Origin of the sequence: Coraliomargarita algicola, from assembly GCF_033878955.1 — a bacterium.
GTDB classification, from domain to species: Bacteria; Verrucomicrobiota; Verrucomicrobiia; order Opitutales; family Coraliomargaritaceae; genus Thalassobacterium; species Thalassobacterium algicola.
In genome coordinates this window covers 346,043-362,380 of sequence record NZ_CP138858.1, presented here as the reverse complement: position 1 = coordinate 362,380, position 16,338 = coordinate 346,043, and the positions used below count along the sequence as shown (strand labels likewise).

Here is a 16,338-nt window from a genome sequence, read left to right as displayed (position 1 = left end):
TTTTTAACGCTTTGCTACTTGACGCACGCACAAGTTAATGCAACGTCGAATCGAATCGTATTCTGCTTCCCCTCATGATCCCCATCAGCTCAACTATACACACAGCTGAATATGAATCATTTCAAGTGGTATCCGGATATTCAATGTGCCCTGCGACTGCATCCTTATGATCCAAGTAAAGAACCTCCCCCGCCATTTACTAGTTTTTCTTAGCCTGAGCAGTCTTCTATCCGCCAAGGACTTAGTCCGCTACGATTTCGAATCGGCGGACAATTTGGAACGCTTAGTCGCAAAGGTTGAAAAAGACAGCTGTCGTGTCGAGTGGGATGCGACGCTGGCGCACTCTGGGCAGAAATCGCTGCGTATCAAGGCCACCTCGGAGCGTAGGCTGCGTGCGACTGTGCTCTGGCCGGACATCCTGCAAACGGAGGGCTTTGACGAGGGCTTCATTTCCTTTTGGTTCTATGATCGTTTTCTGGTTCAGGCCGATGGCACCTCGACCCGCTTGGGTTGGTCGCTGGCTGGCAACAGCGATGAGGGCGGCAACGGGATCTATGTCGGTCAGGCATCTGGTGGGGCATCAATGGAATGGGTCGTGGACAAAAAATGCTACGAGGTCAAACGTCATGGGGGATGGACAAAATTCGACATCACTTTCGACGCGGAGCACGTCTCTGTTTACATTGATGGAGTCAAGGTCCAGACCCTCCCGTTGACGAATTACCATCCACGTTCGCTGGCATTTTTCGCGACTTGGGGCAGCGGTTTGGGCGACATCATCATCGACGACTTGGTGGTGAACGATGACCTTGCGGAATTTCACCCTGCTGCCGTGCATGCAGTGCGTAGCGCAAATGGCAGCGACACGGCCTGGCTGGAAGCGGGAGCACCGCTCGAACTAAACCTGTCACTCAATCCCGACGGCGCGGCTGATCGAACGGGCACCGTTCAAGTCGAGCTCTACAATTTGGGAGAAGAAAAGGTCACCGAGCTCGAAGTGCCGATCGACTGGTCCCGAGTCCAACAGAATCAACTCAAGGTTGCGATCCCCTCCTCTTCGCTGCAAGGCTCGCGCCACTATTGGGTGTTGGCATCGTATCGCGACGCGAAACTCAAAGATGCCTCTGTTCGCTGCTATCAAAAAATTGATGTGCAATATAGCACTGACTTGAGCGCTCTAAAGTCCTTCCGCGATGAGATCGAATTTATAGACAGCTGGGACTTTCTCCCGGGCGAGCGTGATGCCATGCACCAGATCCCCAGCGACTGGAGCGAAGCCGATCAGATTCTCGACTTCTGGAACACAGAATATGTGCGCAATCGACAATACAAAGACGTCAGCATCGGCTGGTATCGGCGCGAGGTGAGCATTCCCCGATCCTGGGACGGACGGCAGATCTTATTGGAAGTGCGGCTGCCGCACAACGCGGCCACCGTCTTTGTGAATGGCATGGAACAAGGTAGTTTGGTCTGGCCCGGCGGGAAGCTCGCGCTCGGTCAAGAAGCCCAAGCCGGCCGTACAGTTGAACTTGTGCTGAGAGTCGACACTCAGGCACTTTCCGACATGCGAAAGGCCTTGCAAGCGACTGAAAGCTACAAAGAAAACACCTTCCGCCCTTACCGTCTCAGCGGTTTATCAGGGCCCGTCTCCCTACTCGCAGAGCCCACAGGTGCGAAGGTCGAAAGTGTTTTACTGTTTCCTAAAGTGGCGGACAAAAGCCTCGAACTGCAACTCAGCACCAGTGGTATTCCGGAGGGGCAATCCATGCAATTGGAAGCTGTCATTTCCAAATCAGGCGAGCCACTGAAACGGATACAAGCAAGCGTCACCAATAACCGCGCGACCGCGAGTCTGTCATGGCCCGAAGTCGAACTGTGGGACATTGGGAAGCCCAATCTTTATGATGTTGAAGTCACCTTGCGCAATCGCGGCAGAACGGTCGACAGGTTGCCGCCGCAACGCTTTGGTTTTCGAGAAGCCAATTTTGATGGACGCCTGATCAAGATCAATGGCCACCCGATCAGCTTCGAAGGCCCCAATAACATCAGCCAGGCCGGCTGCTTCGGTTTCGCCGAGGCGATGACTCGCATCCACGCCAATTGGCTCGGTAGTAATTTCTACTCCAGCTATCGCCATGGTAGTGGAGGCACGCCTAATAAATTCTTCGAAAACTATCTGGATCTGGCAGACGAAGCGGGCTACGGCAGCTATGTATACCTAGCCGCCCCGGTTCTCACCATGAACTTGACCAAGGCCTACGACGCAGAGGGTAAAGACTTTCTGAAGGACACAATCTTTTGGCCCGCCTACCAGCGCCTACTCAAGCAATTCACCGCACTGCATGGCAACCGCCCCGGTTACCTTTTTCCGGTCGGAGGCGGCACCTTGCAAGTCTTCAAAGGGCGCAACCCGGCAAGAATCGGTGACGTCTGGATCCACGACTATCAAGGGCGCGAGCTCATGCAAAAGGCCGTCGCGGTGGAGATGAAAGTCAACGAATATATACGAGCGGCAGATCCCAGTCGCGCCTCTGTGATTACTGGAAAATTGACGACCAATTATACCACCGACTATCAGGGCTTTCGCCCCATACAGGAATTAATCGAATCCAATGAATACTGGGTCAAAAACGGCACCAATCCCATGCTGTTCAACGAAAACGCCTCCCCCATCATCTTCGACTGGGGCTCAGGCGCACGCTACGGACACGGCGGACATGACGTCGCCTACCCGATGGTGGCCGAATATGCCGCCGAGACCAAAGGGGATCGCGCCTTCCATCGTCAAGCTGTCGACCACAAGGTGTACGCTCAATTAGGCCAGCCACGCAAGGGCCTGTTTGACTACCTCTATCCCTATGAAGCGGAGCCTGACGCCCCCAGCGTTTTCAACGAGGTCAACTATGAGCGCGCCCGCGAGATCTGGCTCAACTTCCGTGCCGATGGACTCGGCGTGCATACGCCATGGATGGCCCGTTGCACCGGTGCCGACCGGGCGCAGGAAGTTTGGAGCCCGGTCACTGGATACATCGCCGGCCCGCCCGCGCGACGCACCGATAAAACACACATCCTTCGCCCGGGAGAAAACTGGGAACGCCAGTTCCTGATATTGAACAGTAAACGCGAGGAGGTGCAGGTGGAATGTCGTTGGACCGCGACTCTCAACGGTCAGACAATCGCCTCCGGCACCACCCCAGCAAAAGCCGGCCCTGGCGATCAGGCCTCGGTTCCGATTATGGTTCCCATGCCGCAAGTGGAGGCAGATGCCACAGGCACACTGACAGCAACTCTCTTCGAAAACGGCACTGAATGTGCCCGTGACGCGATGGAATTTCAAATCGTAGTAGCGAAGGCAGCGCCTAAACTCTCCGCGCAGGTGGCCCTGATCGATCCCCTCGGCCACACCGCAAGTGAATTGGATCGCAGCAACATTCCCTATCAACGGCTACACTTCAACACCGATCTCTCCGACTACAAAGTAGTGGTTATCGGCCGTGAAGCGTTCAGCTACGAGCAAAAGATGCTAGACGGTCCGTTCGACATCAGCGCCTTGCTGCAAGCGGGTAAACGCGTGTTGGTGATGGAGCAAACTGCCGATGTTTTAAAGGAACGCTTTAATTTTCGCACAGAAGATGTGCCACCACGTCACCTGTTTGCACGCGTCGGCCAGCACCCGATTACGGCCGATGTGCCCGATCACTTACTCGCCTACTGGCGCGGTGCATCCACACTGCTCGACGGATACATTGATCTACTCACGGCGAATCTGCGCCCGGCCCACGAAGAGCATGTTCGCAAGGTGCTCTGGCATGACGGCAAAGAGCACAACCGCCACTTCCGTTGGGGCAATCATCACAGCCTAGCCACCATCTTCATTCACAAACCGGAACGGGGCAACTTCCGCAGCTTAGTGGATTGCGGCGTCAATCTCGACTACAGTGCACTGTTGGAATTCGAACAAGGGCCGGGTAAATTGCTGTTCTGCCAAGTCGATCTATCCGGACGCACTGAAGCGGATCCAGTGGCAGAACGCCTCTTATCGAATATGATTAGCTATCTGGATCATGCCAGTGCCCCAACCTGGAGTTCCAATGCCGCTTACCTAGGGGGGCCGCTGGGTGAAGATATTTTGGTGCAACTAAAGGCAAACTATCGCAGGATCCATTCCCCCGACGAGGCGCGTGCCAACGAAGTCCTTATTTTAGGCGACGAACTGAACGCCAACATTCTATCTGCATGGAAGGATCCAATTCAGACCTTCGTACAAAATGGTGGCAGCTGCTTCTCCTTCCCACGTCACCCCGGTGAACTGACTTGGCTGCCGGGGCAGATCGGTCTGGAGGAAACCTGGGTCGACGCAACTCTAGTCGATAAACCGACCCGCCCAATTCTAGCAGGCATGTCCAACAGTGAGTTATATTATACCGCACCAGTGAAACTGTTTACCGTGACCAACCTGCCCGAGAATGCCTTTGCTACAGCTCCCGCCACTCTCGCGGAGATCCCAGATGGCAAGGGACGCACCCTGCTATGCCAAGTCTGGCCGCATTCCATCGACGACTCCGAGAAATTTTATATGCGCAACGACCGTCGCGATAGTATTCGAGTCATTCAAGTGCTATTGAATAATCTGGGGGTGCCCATGCAAGCGCCACGCGGACTACGTGATTCGGATCTGACTAAGCAACAATTACAGGCACCACGAAAAAACCTCGACCTATCCCGTCTGCAAACATGGCAAGGGCTCAAAACTGACAATCAGGACGCAAGTACACCAAGTCCTACGGACGCACGCTGGGCTCCGGTACAAGTGCCCGGATACATCGGAGAACAACGTGCCGAATGGCAAGATGATGGCTACTTCCTTTTCTGGTACCGTCTGGAGTTTGAATTCGACGGCTCGGCCGATGCGGCCATGCTCTATATCGGCGCGATTGACGACGAAGACGACGCCTATCTGAACGGCACCAAGATCGGACACACCGGACGCGACACCAATATCGACGACTGGCTGGACGCTCCCCGCCGCTACGAAATTCCTGCTGGCTTGCTTAACCAAGGCAAAAATGAGCTACGCATTAAAGTGCGCAACCTCGGCAGTGAACACTGTGGCATTAGCGCCCAGCCAGTGCGCATTGAATGGACCGAGCCAGTCGCAACTCAACAACAGAACAATCCTGCGATCGAACTCGCCTTCTTGCCCCCCGTGGATCTCAGTGGACACCGCTGGAAAAAACTGGCCATGGAAACCTTGGATGCCAGCAACACCGCGCCTCCAAGATCCGACCCTCGCTGGAGCACACACCGAGGTTATTTACCGGCAGCGACCACTGATATTGCCAATTCCACAGTGTGGTATGACGGCTACTTCGATCTTAAAAACGTCCCCGCCGGGGCTCGCCCCAGTCTGATGATCGCCAAAATCGACGATGAAGATACCATATTTATCAACGGCAAGGAGATTGGACACACAGGCAAAGACAGCAATCCAGATAACTTCTGGTCCGCTCCACGCAATTACAACTTCCCTGCAAACCTGCTTACCGCAGGCCGTAATCAAATCATCATCAAAACAAACAACCTGGACGGCGCCGGTCAGATTGAAGGCCCTCTAAAGCTAGTCTGGATGCCCGAGCAAGAAGCCAGCCGTCTCCGACTCAGCAACCTCCCCTACATCCATAGTCTGGATGGAAAAATCGACGACGATTACTGGTGGTGCGGCGGTTGGTAATTTTAGTGAATTTATATCGAAAAAGAAATACAATGCGACAAAGACATCACCTACTCTCACGCCGACTCATAGCCTTGATCACGGCCAGCTTGCTGCTCTGCGCGGTCCACCCAGCGCTGGCAGAAGAGCCGTCCTCTAAAGAACTAAGCGCGCCCCTCTCCGCGAATGGGGAGCTCCTCCTGTGGACTTTCGCCGACAAGATCATTCTCCCCGGGGGCAACCTGGAACTGGAACAAACTCTCAATCAAGAGCTACTCCCCAACGAGAGGCAATTGGCTCCTGTCGGTGGCGATAGTTTCTCTTTCGCGAACCGCAACTATCGATGGGGAGCCATCCAGTTGGTCGATGGCTACTACAGTCTAGTCCACGACGAACCCTCCGGTGGTAAGCCTCTGGACTACTCCAGCGCTTACCTATATTGCACGCTGAACTCTGAAACCGCTCAGCAGGTCACAATGCTTTTACGCTCCGATGATTCCCCCAAAGTCTACCTGAATGGACAACTGGTTTTCAGTAAATACGTGGAACGAGGCGTCGAGCAGGAACAGGACGCGGTGCCACTGTCTCTAAAGAAGGGAGTCAATCAATTATTAGTCCGGGTCGACAATTACGTCGGTGGCGCGGGCTTTCACTCCAGGCTGATCGGTCCAGACGGCCTCCCCGCAAAAGGCCTTCAGAGCGTCATCCACTGTCAGCCCAAGGTCCAAGCATGGGCCTATAAAAATTCCCGCAATCTTCTAACCGCCTATGCCAAGATCCCTCAATTAGCGGAAGAACCTTTCGAGGCTTTCTTTGGTGCACGGATTCAACGCACCATGACGCTGCTGGAGTCCAGCACTCCCAGCCGACGCAACAAGGTCAAAATCCTATTCTACGGACAATCCATCGTGGCCGAGGGCTGGCATAAAGAAATAATCGGACAACTGGAGCAGCGTTACCCCTATGCCATCATCGAAGTCGAAAACCGGGCCATCGGCGGGCATACCGCCCCCGTCCTCGTCAGAACGGCCGCTCAGGATTTGTATCCATTCTATCCCGACCTCGTGGTTTTTCACGTCTATAACGGAGTGGAGTCCGGTGAACTGGAACGTATCTTCCACAACATTCGCAAATACACCACTGCCGAAATTCTAACTTTCTCGCATCACTACACCCGCACCCCGCGTGACATCGAACCCGAGGAGTCGCAATACTACAAATACCTTGCCCAGAAATACGACTGCGAGTTTGTCGACGTCTACGAGCAATGGGGCCGTTACCTGCAGCAACACAACATGCAGCCCGGCGATCTCTTGGGCGACTTTATCCATCACAACACCAAGGGGTATTTGTTGATCTCTCAAATGATCATGAAGCATTTCAAATTTAACAGCCTCTTCCCTGCGGGCTGGTATGATCAAATCAAAACCTACGAGGCCCGCCGCTTCTTCGAAGAGAAACAAGACGAGATTCAGTTTTCCGGCGACGGATGGAAGTCGAAGGGGCATGGCTGGGGCGTCGTCGGCTCGCAACCTGGCGACCGTCTCAAACTCGACTTTGTTGGCAACCGGGTGGACGTCGTTCTGCCCCCGCGCTCCAACGATCAAACCTTCGGTAGCGCGACCGTCCTGATCGACGGACAAGTGCCTACGGGTATTCCTTCGGTTTACGTGGCCACCCGCTCCTCCAAGGATAACAACAATTCCCGCCCCGCGATCAAACGTATTACCCTAGGCGATAACGCCATCGAAGAAGAGTGGACTTTCCGTATCACTGGCGTCGATGCCGACTACAAGAACTTCAGCTACGAAGTGATCGGCAGTGTCACCGGTCACGATGGTGTGGGAGACAAGCGCAGCCCTTTCACCTCCAATTCAGGCCGCATCCGATTGGCCCCACAAGACCTCTCCCCCTTCAATGGCCCCCGTAAGCCGATTGATCAGTTAATCGGCTTTGAGGTAAAATGGAAAGTGTTGCCCTTGGCGGTGGATACCTGGCAACCGCATCCGACCGAAGATCCCGCCATCGAAAATGCCACCACCCTGGTGCAAGGCCTACCCAATGGTCCACATCGATTGGAAATCATTCTCAACGGCGACGGCATCGTGCCGATCAAAGCACTACGCGTGTACGAGCCCCCTCTAAAATGAATGCGCTCTAACGACGACGCATGCAAACGATTGAGCCGAATACACAGAGCCCCATCAGCAAACCTGCTGTTGCTGGCTCTGGAATAACTTCGACAAAAACATTATCTAAATAAGTGACACCTCCGCCGGAACCATGGCGAAATGCGATCCCTGTAATAAGGTCGTCTGAAGTCGCCAGGTCTCCTGCCGCAATCGACTGACTGCTGACAATCGTAGAGTTGATCGAATACACCATATCGAAATTGCCCGAATCATTCTTCGTGACTGACAACTCAAAATGATAGCCTGTGGCCTGAGTTAACTCCGGATGCGTGAAAAGACTCCCCGCGACACTCACGTCACCAGGGCCACGCGACATGTTGTAACTTGTTGTGCGAGAACGAAAGCTGGAATTAGCAGCTTCATCCTTAAGGTCCCTCCCGCTCGCATCGCTAATGCTAAGATGCAATATAGTCAGGAAAATATAACATAAAGCGCGTCCCCTCCCCGACTTGACTAGTCACCGAGATGGTCCCTCCAAGACTTGTCATATAGTGGTGAACTAAATACAGGCCAACGCCTTTACTATCCGCGCGATCGTGAAACTTTTGATGCAATTTAAAGACAAGATCACGATTATACTCGGCGTCAAAGCCGATGCCATTGTCCGTGAATTCGAGTTCGACCCCTCGCTCCACTTTTCGTGAGCGAATGCGGATCTCTAAGCCGCGGTCGGGATGTGCATACTTCAATGAATTAGTCAGCAAATTCATAAAGATGCCTTCGAGATAACTGCGATTGAAACAAACGCAGGGGCATGCATCCAAGACGAACCGTATACTCGCATGGGAGCGTTCGACCAAATGGTGAATGGATGCCTTTACTTGATTGAAAACTTCTTCGAAATGAAGCACTTCCAACATCGATTGATGCTCCTCAGCATTGAGATTATCGACATAGCGATCCAACATCTTCAATAAATCTTCGGCGGAGAGTGCGAGCACATCCAGGATTTCGAGTGTGGCCGCATCCTCAATTTTACTGGTATCAATTAAGCTGCTTAAAGCAATCAAACCCGCGACTGGCGAACGGATGTCATGCGCAGTCGCATTGGTGAGGTGTTTGAGTCTTTGATTCGTCTCGGCCAGTTCAGTTAGCAAGCGGTTGCGATGGGCCTCACGAGACTTGATGTGAGAGATATCTTTAGCGATCGCATAGACTAATTGCTGGTCCCTCATGGGAATCGAGTTCCAGGACAGCCATACAGTCTTACCGTCTTGGTGTAGATATCGATTCTCGAAATTGAGCAGTGGCTTGCCATTTAATACCGCCGTGCGATGTTGCGCGGTGAGTTCAAGGTCATCGGGATGAATAAAATCACGGATCGGGCGCGACAATAGCTCCGCTTCACTGTAACCTAAGGTGTGACTGACCGCGGGGTTTATACGCTTAAAATAGCCATCAAAACCAGCAATGCAAAGCATGTCTGGCGAAGTCTCGAAAAAGGGATCTACCGCATATTCAAAATTAGAGTCATCGATACCGGGCATACTACTGTAAAAGAATCTATAAGTTGGGTGACCATCACTACACAAACGAGCAATACGGTTTTCGTCGACTTCTAAGTGAGGGCGTCTTCCGAGCATGCCAAGATACGATCTAATGGCGACGCTGCCTTGATTATAGCCGGTTACTTTCGTCTAAAACAGGACTGGCCCCGATTTCTTTTGCGAAAATATTTCAAAAGAGATTGCACCGCAACATCTGCTTTGGCATTTACGACGCTTTCGTGTCTTTAACAAACCTAAGTATAAACAGATGAATATCCACGAGTATCAGGCCAAACGCCTTCTTCAGGAATACGGAGTACCCGTCCCACGCGGTTACGCTGCGACAAATTCCCGAGAAGTTGAAACCGCTATCTCCCACCTTGGCGACGACATGATCGTTGTGAAGGCCCAAATCCACGCAGGTGGCCGCGGCAAGGGAACTTTCACCGATGGCTACAAAGGTGGCGTTAAGGTGGTCAAAAACCGTGAAGAAGCCCAGGAAGCGGCCAATCACATGTTAGATAACACGCTCGTTACTGCACAGACGGGCCCTGAAGGCCGTAAGGTACAGACGCTTTATTTCACGGAGGCTTGTGATATTGATCACGAGTATTATCTCGCAATCGTCCTGGATCGCGAAACAGCACAATCTGTCGTGATCGCCTCGACTGAAGGTGGCATGGATATCGAAGCGGTCGCCGAGAAGACTCCGGAAAAAATCATCCGTGTGCCCATCTCGCCCACAATGGGCTTGCGCCACTACCACTGCCGCCGCGTCGCATTTGCCCTCGGCTTTGCCGGCGAACAGGTCAAGCAGTTTGCACGCATCCTCACAGGTCTCTACAAGATGTTCTGGGAAAAGAATGCGATGCTGGTCGAGATCAACCCACTGGTCACCACCAAGCAGGGTCAACTCATCGCACTCGATGCCAAGGTTTCCTTCGACAGCAATGCGATCTTCCAACACCCGGAAATTCAACAGCTGCGCGACTTGAATGAAGAAGATCCTAAAGAGATCGAAGCCTCGAAGCACAATTTGGCCTACATCGCACTCGATGGTAACATCGCTTGTATGGTCAACGGCGCAGGTCTGGCCATGGCGACGATGGACATCATTCAAAGCTTTGGTGGTTCACCCGCCAACTTCCTGGATGTGGGCGGAGGCGCCAACGAAGACCAGGTCACTGCTGCTTTTAAAATCATTTTGTCCGACCCCAATGTGAAGGGTATCCTCGTGAACATCTTCGGTGGTATCATGAAGTGCGACGTGATCGCCAACGGCATCGTGGCTGCGGCGAAGAATGTCGAAATTAAAGTGCCATTGGTGGTGCGTCTCGAAGGCACCAATGTCGAAGCTGGTAAGAAGATCCTGCGCGAAAGTGGTGTCGCTTTGACACCTGCGGACAGCTTGGTTCAAGCCGCCGAGATCATCGTAGAACAAGTCAAGAACGCTGACTAAATCCCAATAACGATCACATTTAACACAACATTCCAATGAGTATTCTCGTTAACAAAGACACACGTCTCGTCGTTCAAGGGATCACCGGTAAGACCGGCACCTTCCACACACAACAATGCATCGAATACGGCACAAATGTCGTCGCTGGTGTGACTCCCGGCAAGGGCGGTCAAATGTGGGAAGGCAAGGTACCTGTATGCAATACAGTCGCCGAAGCAGTCGAACAACACGGCGCCAACGTCTCCGTCATCTATGTGCCACCAGCCTTCGCAGCGGACTCGATCCTCGAGGCCATCGAAGCAGAAATCCCTCTTGTCATTTGCATCACTGAGGGTGTGCCCGTGCGTGACATGGCAGAAGTGCGTCGCCGCCTCTACTTCCACAACACAAAGACTCGCCTGATCGGTCCCAATTGCCCAGGTATCATCACACCGGGCGAATGTAAGATCGGCATCATGCCTGGCTACATTCACAAGCCAGGTCGTGTCGGTGTGGTCTCCCGCTCCGGCACCCTCACCTACGAGGCGGTCTGGCAACTCACACAACGCGGCCATGGTCAATCCACTTGCATCGGCATCGGTGGTGACCCCATCAATGGCACTTCGCAATTGGACGCGGTGCGCATGCTCAACGAAGATCCTGAAACAGACGCAATCATCATGATTGGTGAAATCGGTGGCAGCGCGGAAGAAGAAGCCTGCGCTTACATCAAGGAGCACGTGAAGAAGCCAGTCGCTGGTTTCATCGCAGGTGCCTCTGCTCCCAAGGGCCGCACAATGGGCCACGCTGGAGCGATCGTCTCTGCAAGTGGCGCCGGCACAGCCGAAGCCAAGTTTGCAGCGATGGAAGATGCGGGCGTATCAATCGCACGTAACCCATCCGAAATCGCTGACGCACTGCTCAAGATCTACAAGGGCTAATTGAAGCTCAGAACGAAGCAGGCACAGCATGCAAGCTGGCCTGAATCACACATTTTCAGTCTGCCCGTGGCCGATCCGCCCGGGCAGGCTTTTTTATGAATAAGTCGCAGTGCTGCGATCAACTCACCGCAGCACTGCAGGACTAACGAGCTGCGAGCAAATCTCGATAATACGCAAGATACTGATCCCGTATGACGGGCGGTGCAAATCGCGCTTGCGCCTCTTTAGCTGCAGCCAATCCCATAGCTTGCATACGCTGGGGCTCTTCAATCAATTGGTCGATTGCGGCTGCAATTGCACCGGGGCTGTGTGCTGGCACGAGTCGGCCCGTACGCCCGTCTTGCACCACCTCGGGGATGCCACCGACTTCAGTAGCGACGACAGCTTTACCGTGCGCAAGCGTCTCTAAAATACTCAGTCCAAAGCTTTCCGCCTCCGAGGCATACACCCCCAGATCACAGGCGTTCAAATAGTCTTCGATCTCTTTGACATCTCGTATCACGATGACTCGATCCTGAATGCCCAGGCGAATTAGATCGGCTTGATACGGCTCGAAATCGCCGCCCGCGAGAATGAGTAATTTAACTTGTTTGCGATTTTTCAATCGCGCGAGCGCTGTAAGTAGATCGGCCACGCGCTTGCCCGGCCGTATATTCGACATGTGCAAGAGTAAATACTCCGAGTCGCGAACCTGCAGCATTTGCCGCACCTCCTCTCTCGATTGTGTGATGGGGCCGGGAGCGTAAAAATTAGGAATAACCGTGATGGGGTGCTGCACTTCAAAGGTCTCAATGGTCTGCGCTTTTAAGCTCTCCGACACCGTTGTCACACCATCGGAGTTCTCGATCGAATACTTTATAATCGGCCGATAGTGCGGATCTTTTCCCAATAAATTCGTATCCGTCCCATGCAATGTAGTGACAATGACGGGCAACTTCTTCTGCCCTAGCATCTGCTTGGCCAACAAAGCACCTGTGGCATGTGGCACTGCGTAGTGCACGTGCAGTATGTCGAGTTGATGCTCTTCGCAGACCTCCATAATACGCACCGAAAGTGGCAGCGTATAATCCGGATATTTGAAGAGTGCGTATTCATTCACCACCACGGGATGAAAGAACAAGTTCTCGCCGCACTTTAAGCGGACGGGCCGCTCGTAACTGATAAAATGTATTTCATGTCCGGCCGCCGCCAGCAACATTCCGAGCTCTGTGGCCACGATACCACTGCCCCCGATGCTGGGGTAGCAAACCATACCAATCTTAAGTCGAGACCTCATATTAGAATGCGCGTGCGGTGCGGTGCAACTGTGCCAAGCTCTGGACCACGGGTGGATCGTTGGGCCAGAGTGCGATCGCGTAAGGACAGCCCGCCATGACTCCGAGCTGCTGCGCACGTGTCAACTGTAGCTCAATATATGCGCGCTGGCTCACTTGTGAGGCGTGGCAGGCCATCAGCTGCTGCCACGCCTCAGCCATCTCAGAAACATCGACTAGAGTGGCCGCAGACAGCGGCTGTTCTTCCTGCGCTGTAATCGAGTAGAACCATAGCGAGCCAACCGCATGGGGCGACAGCCCTGCCAGTGCCTGCAAGCCTCCATAGCGAGCCAGACGACAGGCATTACGAGTGGCATTGCCCACCGCACAATGGTCGGGATGCTGGTTGGTGCTCAGCGAGGGCGCGCAAATAATATCTGGCCGAAATTCACGGATGATACGAGCGAGTTGCAGGGCATTTTCAGGCGTAGCGCTTTGCAAGCCGTCCCCACCGAAATCTAAAAATGTAAGCCGCTCCGATGCACCTAATAGCTCGGCTGCAGCACGCGTTTCGGCTTCGCGAATACGGGGGGTGCCCGCCGAGCCAGCCTCTCCCTTCGAAGTCACGACTATCGAGATTTCAGTGCCTTGGGCATACTCCTTAAGCAAAACCGCGCCCATGCCGAACTCGAGGTCGTCGGGGTGCGCGCCTATGGCGAGTAGTTTGAGTGGTGCTGCGTGCTGTTTCATGGTAGATAGGCCTCACTTGAATCGGAAATTTCGTCGCGTTTAATAAATTGAATCTCTGGCGCGTCCGCGGTATTGAGATAGTTCATTTCCCCTGCCCCCGCGACATAGTGGGTGCACTGAATCACAGACTGCATCCAACCTAAGCGCGTATCTCGCGAGGGACTGACTTGCGAACGCTGCCACTGCTGGCTCGGTAGATCGATATAGGCACTTCCCCCACGATGCAGACGTAGGCCGTGCTGCGGATCATAGCGCGCGCGTACCCATTCATCCTGATAGCTGACATCGACAAAAAAATCGTCGATGTCACTCGCCTGCTCACGAAACTGAGGATCACTGGAACGCAGCACCTCGATGCCATCCAGCAAGCCGAGCGCTTGATACATTTCGAGGCAGAAATCGGCCACATTGTCCGCTTGTATGGCTTCGAAGACAGGCACGTATTCAGCCTTCAAATACTTAGGCAACTGACGCGCGAGGCTTGCTTGCCACTGGCGATCGACTCGTTTCGCATAGAGCGGGGAGTATTTCTTCTGAATTTTATTCGCGAAGGCAAAATTCAAAGTTTGGCGCGCGCCGGAGCTCAAGTCCTTGACCACGGTCTGCGTCTCGCGTGGATCGTGATCGCTATCGTGATAGAAGAACACGATACGCCCGCCCAGCTCAGCCTGCAAACGCCGTGCGGTCTGAAACTTGGCAAATAGAAAGCGACGCGGCAAGAAGCCACAGGGTTGCTGACCAAAACATATTACGGGTGCCTGACTCATAGGGACTGGGTGGGATTCTTATGGCTGAGCTTGAGAAGAATGTGCACCAGTTGGGCAATCAAAACAGCGAGAATACAGCCGATTAAATTGAACCACAGATAGCCGATATCTATGGGTGAGAAATAGAGCGTCAATACGATGGCTTCGGCACACAGCCCACCAATAAAGGCGGCATGCCCACCGATACGTTTGAGAAAGAAAGCGACTAAAAAGATGCCCAGAATGGTGCCATAGAATAAGGAGCCGATAATATTGACCGCCTCGATCAAGTTATCAAATAAAGTCAAAGTCATCGCAAAGCTGACCGCAACAATCCCCCAAGCGAGCGTCAGAATACGAGCCACCCAAACGTAGTGCCCATCACTCCCGCGCGGATGCACCAGAGTCTTATAACCATCCACCATAGTGGTAGAGGCCAGTGCATTCAGCTCAGATGCGGTCGACGACATTGCGGCAAGAAAGATCACTGCGACGAGTAGCCCCACCAGCCCGGCGGGCAAGTTATCCAACACGAAGTGCAGAAAAATATAATCGGCATCTTGTGTATCTGCATCCGGATTCTCAGCGCTCAGCACTTGTTTAAACACGCCACGCTGCTGCTCCATCAATGCGCTTTGCTCTAAAATCGCCGTCTTGGTTTCTGCACTTGCGGAGCCATGAATTTGGCGCTCGCTCAGAGCAGTTTCCAACAGAGTGCCACGCGCTTGGAAGGCCGCTTGAAACTGCGACTCAATCGGAGCGAGTTGCTCAGGTGATATTTGCTCAATCGTCGCTTCATTATAAAAGATCGGCGGCTGTTGAAACTGGTAAAAGACAAAGAGCAGCACGCCCAATAAAAGAATCGCAAACTGCATCGGAATCTTGAGCACCGCATTAAAAATGAGCCCCCAGCGACTTGCTGTCACGGAGCTCCCGGCGAGGTAGCGCTGCACTTGCGATTGATCGGTGCCGAAATAGGACAGTGCCAGGAATGTGCCTCCGATTAAGCCCGTCCAGATGGTGTAACGCTGACTCGGGTCGAAGGAAAAACTGATCGCCTCTAAGCGGTCGTGCATGCCTGCGATATAGAGCGCATCGCCAAAACTAACATGCTCGGGCAGGCCGTTCACAACGTAGCCAAAGGCAATCGTCATACCGATCAATATGATGAGCATCTGATACTTCTGTGTCAGGCTCACCGTGCGCGTGCCTCCCGTAACCGTATAGAGAATGACCAGCACTCCCGTCACCAAAATAGTCGGTCCCAATGGCCAATAAAAGACGCTGGATACAATGATCGCAGGCGCATAAATGGTAATGCCGGCCGCCAAACCGCGCTGCACTAAAAAGAGGCCTGCCGCGAGGAGTCGCGTTTTTTGATCAAAGCGCTGCCCCAAAAACTCATACGCGGTGGTGACTTGTAAGCGGTGGTAAATCGGAATAAAGACTGCGCAAATCAAGATCATCGCGATTGGCAGCCCCAGGTAATTCTGCACAAAGGCCAGCCCTCCTTCGTAGCCTTGCCCCGGAGTGGAGAGAAAGGTGATCGCCGAGGCCTGCGTCGCCATGACCGACAGCCCAATGGTGCTCCATTTCAAATCAGCGCCGCCGCGTAAATAGTCGTTGGCACTGCGGTGACGCCGAGCCGTCCAGAGCCCGTAACCAACGATGCCGAGCACAGTCGAGAAGAGAACAATCCAATCCGCAGGGCTCATGAATAGGCTTTCGTTAACAAGCGCATCAGCACAATGAGCACGACTAGCCAGACAAAAGTGGCCATATAAACAGTGCGCCAGTTTATAGGTTTTGGTATCGTTTTTC

General features: G+C 53.4%; 10 protein-coding genes. 4 read left to right on the top strand and 6 right to left on the bottom strand.

The window, feature by feature from the left end:
• Positions 1-166 precede the first annotated feature (166 nt).
• Positions 167-5,731 (top strand): hypothetical protein, encoded by a 5,565-nt coding sequence (locus tag SH580_RS01280; protein WP_319833194.1) that lies wholly within the window; start codon positions 167-169, stop codon positions 5,729-5,731.
• 32 nt (positions 5,732-5,763) lie between these two features.
• The gene (locus SH580_RS01275) at positions 5,764-7,860 is read left to right on the top strand and encodes an SGNH/GDSL hydrolase family protein (protein ID WP_319833193.1); all 2,097 of its coding nucleotides are present in this window, start codon (positions 5,764-5,766) and stop codon (positions 7,858-7,860) included.
• Between the two features lie 7 nt (positions 7,861-7,867).
• Here SH580_RS01275 and SH580_RS01270 read toward each other — a convergent pair whose 3' ends face one another.
• Both SH580_RS01270 and SH580_RS01265 read right to left on the bottom strand, forming a co-directional pair.
• Positions 7,868-8,218, bottom strand: coding sequence for a PEP-CTERM sorting domain-containing protein (locus tag SH580_RS01270; protein ID WP_319833192.1), 351 nt, complete (start codon positions 8,216-8,218; stop codon positions 7,868-7,870).
• 79 nt (positions 8,219-8,297) lie between these two features.
• Positions 8,298-9,389, bottom strand: coding sequence for a PAS domain-containing sensor histidine kinase (locus SH580_RS01265; RefSeq protein ID WP_319833191.1), 1,092 nt, complete (start codon positions 9,387-9,389; stop codon positions 8,298-8,300).
• A gap of 268 nt (positions 9,390-9,657) precedes the next feature.
• Between SH580_RS01265 and sucC the strand changes: the two genes are divergently transcribed.
• Positions 9,658-10,848, top strand: coding sequence for an ADP-forming succinate--CoA ligase subunit beta (gene sucC, locus SH580_RS01260; RefSeq protein ID WP_319833190.1), 1,191 nt, complete (start codon positions 9,658-9,660; stop codon positions 10,846-10,848).
• Between the two features lie 35 nt (positions 10,849-10,883).
• Complete coding sequence (gene sucD / locus SH580_RS01255) at positions 10,884-11,768, top strand: succinate--CoA ligase subunit alpha (protein ID WP_308948576.1); 885 nt, start codon at positions 10,884-10,886, stop codon at positions 11,766-11,768.
• A 142-nt stretch (positions 11,769-11,910) separates the two neighbouring features.
• On the opposite strand, the gene bshA is transcribed toward sucD, so the two are convergent.
• From bshA to SH580_RS01235, 4 genes are read right to left on the bottom strand one after another with little or no spacing between them, the layout of a single operon-like run.
• A complete protein-coding gene (gene bshA, locus SH580_RS01250; RefSeq protein WP_319833189.1) occupies positions 11,911-13,044 on the bottom strand; it encodes an N-acetyl-alpha-D-glucosaminyl L-malate synthase BshA in 1,134 nt (377 codons plus the stop codon).
• 1 nt (position 13,045) lies between these two features.
• Positions 13,046-13,771 (bottom strand): PIG-L deacetylase family protein, encoded by a 726-nt coding sequence (locus SH580_RS01245; RefSeq protein WP_319833188.1) that lies wholly within the window; start codon positions 13,769-13,771, stop codon positions 13,046-13,048.
• Complete coding sequence (locus tag SH580_RS01240) at positions 13,768-14,538, bottom strand: hypothetical protein (RefSeq protein WP_319833187.1); 771 nt, start codon at positions 14,536-14,538, stop codon at positions 13,768-13,770. Before SH580_RS01240 ends, SH580_RS01245 begins: the two co-directional genes overlap by 4 nt.
• A complete protein-coding gene (locus SH580_RS01235) occupies positions 14,535-16,232 on the bottom strand; it encodes a sodium:solute symporter family protein (RefSeq protein ID WP_319833186.1) in 1,698 nt (565 codons plus the stop codon). Before SH580_RS01235 ends, SH580_RS01240 begins: the two co-directional genes overlap by 4 nt.
• Positions 16,233-16,338: the final 106 nt, after the last annotated feature.

Bases quoted from the DNA above. Each gene is read 5' to 3' on its own strand.
- SH580_RS01280 (WP_319833194.1), top strand. From the start codon at position 167: ATGATCCAAGTAAAGAACCTCCCCCGCCATTTACTAGTTTTTCTTAGC.
- sucD (WP_308948576.1), top strand. From the start codon at position 10,884: ATGAGTATTCTCGTTAACAAAGACACACGTCTCGTCGTTCAAGGGATC.
- SH580_RS01270 (WP_319833192.1), bottom strand. From the start codon at position 8,218: ATGTCGCGTGGCCCTGGTGACGTGAGTGTCGCGGGGAGTCTTTTCACG.
- SH580_RS01245 (WP_319833188.1), bottom strand. From the start codon at position 13,771: ATGAAACAGCACGCAGCACCACTCAAACTACTCGCCATAGGCGCGCAC.
- bshA (WP_319833189.1), bottom strand. From the start codon at position 13,044: ATGAGGTCTCGACTTAAGATTGGTATGGTTTGCTACCCCAGCATCGGG.
- sucC (WP_319833190.1), top strand. From the start codon at position 9,658: ATGAATATCCACGAGTATCAGGCCAAACGCCTTCTTCAGGAATACGGA.
- SH580_RS01275 (WP_319833193.1), top strand. From the start codon at position 5,764: ATGCGACAAAGACATCACCTACTCTCACGCCGACTCATAGCCTTGATC.
- SH580_RS01265 (WP_319833191.1), bottom strand. From the start codon at position 9,389: ATGCCCGGTATCGATGACTCTAATTTTGAATATGCGGTAGATCCCTTT.
- SH580_RS01235 (WP_319833186.1), bottom strand. From the start codon at position 16,232: ATGAGCCCTGCGGATTGGATTGTTCTCTTCTCGACTGTGCTCGGCATC.
- SH580_RS01240 (WP_319833187.1), bottom strand. From the start codon at position 14,538: ATGAGTCAGGCACCCGTAATATGTTTTGGTCAGCAACCCTGTGGCTTC.